2 protein-coding genes are annotated in these 3,208 nt (G+C 60.9%); both read right to left on the minus strand.

Going from position 1 to position 3,208, the window contains the following annotated elements; genetic code table 11:
* Nucleotides 1–1,482: fatty acid--CoA ligase (locus ACLP25_RS01810; RefSeq protein ID WP_442467540.1), on the minus strand; the 1,482-nt coding region annotated here is incomplete at its 3' end.
* Between the two features lie 234 nt (nt 1,483–1,716).
* Complete coding sequence (locus ACLP25_RS01815; protein WP_442467541.1) at nt 1,717–2,685, minus strand: AraC family transcriptional regulator; 969 nt, start codon at nt 2,683–2,685, stop codon at nt 1,717–1,719.
* Nucleotides 2,686–3,208: the final 523 nt, after the last annotated feature.

The following is a 3,208-nucleotide window of genomic DNA, read 5'->3' on the forward strand; positions in this document are numbered from 1 at the left end:
CTCGGCCTGGTAGTCTCGGACGACCAGCGCCACGGGGCGTTCGCCCCATTTGTCGTCCTTGACGCTGATAACGGCGGCTTCCTTGACGCCAGGGGCTTTCATGATGATGTCTTCGAGCTCGAGCGAGGAAATCCATTCGCCGCCGCTCTTGATCACGTCCTTGATGCGGTCGGTTATCTGCAGATAGCCATGCGGCGACATATTGGCGATGTCATTGGTGTGCAGATAGCCGCCATCCCAGAGGGCCTCTGACGCCGCGGGGTTCTGGTAATATCCCTGGGTCAGCCATGGCGCCCGCACGACGATTTCGCCGGACGTTTTGCCGTCATGCGCGACATCCTTCATGTCGGAATCGACGACGCGGATGTCCACCAGCGGAATGGGGCGTCCGGTCTTGGTCCTGAAGTTGACTTCCTCGTCGGCGACGCCGCTGAGCATCGACGCCTTGAGATGCGCCAGGGTGAGGACCGGGCCCGTTTCAGACATTCCATAGCCGGTAAAGATATCGATCCCGCGCGCCATCGCGCGCAAAGCGAGCATCTTGGGCAGCGCCGCCCCTCCGATCACCATCGTCAGGCCGCTGAGATCCGTGTCGGCGCTCGCTGGGGCGTCCAGCAGCATCAGCAAGATGGTCGGCACGCAATGGGTGAAGGTCACGCCTTCGTTCTTGATCAACTTCAGCAGCAGGTCCGGAACATAGCGCCCCGGATAGATCTGCTTGGCGCCCGCAGCGGTCGCGGCGTAAGGCAACCCCCAGGCATGAACGTGGAACATGGGGGTAAGCGGCATATAGACGCTTTCGCTGTGAAAGCGCCCTTGCTTGGGCGCCAGTCCCAACGCCGCGAGTTCGCCAATCGTATGCAGGACCATCTGCCGGTGGCTGAAATAGACGCCCTTCGGCGCCCCCGTCGTTCCGCTGGTGTAGAACGTCGTGGCCTGCGTGTTCTCGTCGAAATCGGGAAAGTCGTATTCGGCCGAAGCCGCCGCCAGCATGTCTTCATAGTGACCGGCGACGCCCTCTTCGCTCAGGACGAACGAATCGTTGTCCGACATGACGACAATGGTGGTGACCTTCGTCAGGCGCGGCCGAATCTCTGCGAGAACGCCAAGGAATTCGTCGTTGACCAGGAGGGTCGTCGCGCCCGCATGCTCGATCGTGTAGATGATCTGTTCATGCGACAGACGCACATTCACCGTCTGCAGGATCGCGCCCATCATCGGGATGGCGAAAAACGCCTCCAGGAACCGATGCGTGTCCCAGTCCATCACGCCGACGGTGTCGCCCGGGCGTACGCCCAATTCCTTCAGCCCGTTCGCCAGACGGCCGATGCGGTCGCGCAGCATGCGATAGGTGAAGCGCTTCTGATCGCGGTAGACGATCTCCTGGTCCGCCGCATGCAGCATGGACGAATGGAGGAGGTGCTTGATCAGCAGGGGAAACTGATACGCTGAGGCGGTCACATCGATGAGTCTGCCCGACACTGTTTGTTCCCTCTCTTCGCCGTCTCGGGGACGCGCTCGACTTTGCAGGCTCCCGCGAGAACGTAATGCCGGTTTCGGGCGGCCGACGTAAGGTTAGCTTCGGCCAATCAGGAGTTTCTTTCGGCCATTCTGCGCGACAGAGACGATCAACGAAGCGAATTCCGCTGTGCCGTTTCCTGCGAGCGGCGCGGAGCATGGGCGACGGGACGTCGTCAGCGGCGGATGCGCTCGACGTCAGGGTTCGCCGGTCTGGCCCGCGTGCAGAGAGCGCCTGACCTTTAGCGGCGAAGCGTGATTCCAGCGTCGAAACGCGTGGCGAAAGTTCGACGTTTCGCTGAAGCCCAGGGCATGGGCGATATCATCGATCGTCATCTGAGTATCGCGCAAATACTTTATCGCCACCTCGGCCCGCAACTGGTCGAAGAGGTCGCGGAACGACGTGTCTTCGTCGCGTAATTTTCGCCGGAGCGTGCGCACCGGGACGCCGAGATGCGCCGCGACATGCTCCAGGCTGGTGTTGCGTCCCAAGGTCGCGAGCAAATAGGAGCGCACTTTTCCTGCGACGCCGATCCGGTTCTGCAATCGATCGTGCAGGTCATCGCAAAGAGCGAGGACCGACGCATAAGTGATTTCGTTGCCGAATTGCGGGGCGCCATTAAGCCAGTCCGCATCAAAGCGGAAGCGATTTCGAGGCTGCCCAAAGGCGACCGGGCATCCGAGCGCTCGTGCGTATTGGTCCTCCGGTTCGGGGGCCGCAAACGTCACGTCAAGGGCCGCCGGGTGGAACGCCGATCCCATGATGTCGCGGTGGAGCGAGACGAGGATGCCAAATTGCGTTTCGACAATGAAACGATAGAGGCGAGCGTCGATCGCCGGATGCGGCAACGGGTCAATGGTCCAATCCACACGGCCCGCTTCCTCACGGAATTGAAGTTTGACAACGGGAGTCGCGAGCTGGTGATACTTGACGGCGAAATGCATCGTCTCGCGAAAATTCATGCTGCTGAGGATGGCGAACCCGTACATTCCATACGACGAGACATGGGTTTTCAAACCCGCTTCGAAGGCAAAGTGCGGAGCATGCGCAAGCCGGACGGCGTTTCGATAAGTTTCGATGACCTGGTTCACCGAGACCTGGGTCGTCGGCGATTGCAAATCGCTCGGAGAAAGCAAGGTCCTTCGGAGCGCGTCGGCGACCGGCACGCCCTCGGCCGCGAGGGCGTCCACGACGATCGCAATTTTCGCGGCCGGATAGATCCTTTGTTCCCATCCGATCTCGATCATGACGTCACTCTCCCCCGTCGATATGGCGACACAATTGGAGACAACGATTTTGCCGATCAATGTTCGAGGCAGGCGGGTTTTCGTTTGAGATCGATGCGCCAACGATCGTCGCACGCGCGCCCAACTGAGCGTCAAAGTCTTCAAGGGGTCGAGCGCCAGCCCCGTGGGGCGCCGAAGCGATGTCCAGCAAGAGCGTCCCGGCCCGGGCCGGCTGGTGGACGATTTCCTCGAACTCGCGCCGATGTCGAATGGACCGCGCCCTTTGGATCAGGTTTCTTCGCGAGCAAGGGCGCAGAATAGCAGGGTGTGTCTCGCCGGGTTAGCTCTTGCCAGCACTCCACCTCCGGGCAATCTTGGATCCCAGCACAAATCGGATGATGCCGAATCCGATTGGCTCCGCCAAGGTGCAGCGCGGCCAAATAGGGGTGAAGATCGGCCACAG

This window comes from Roseiarcus sp. (genome assembly GCF_052145395.1).
Classification (GTDB): domain Bacteria; phylum Pseudomonadota; class Alphaproteobacteria; order Rhizobiales; family Beijerinckiaceae; genus Roseiarcus.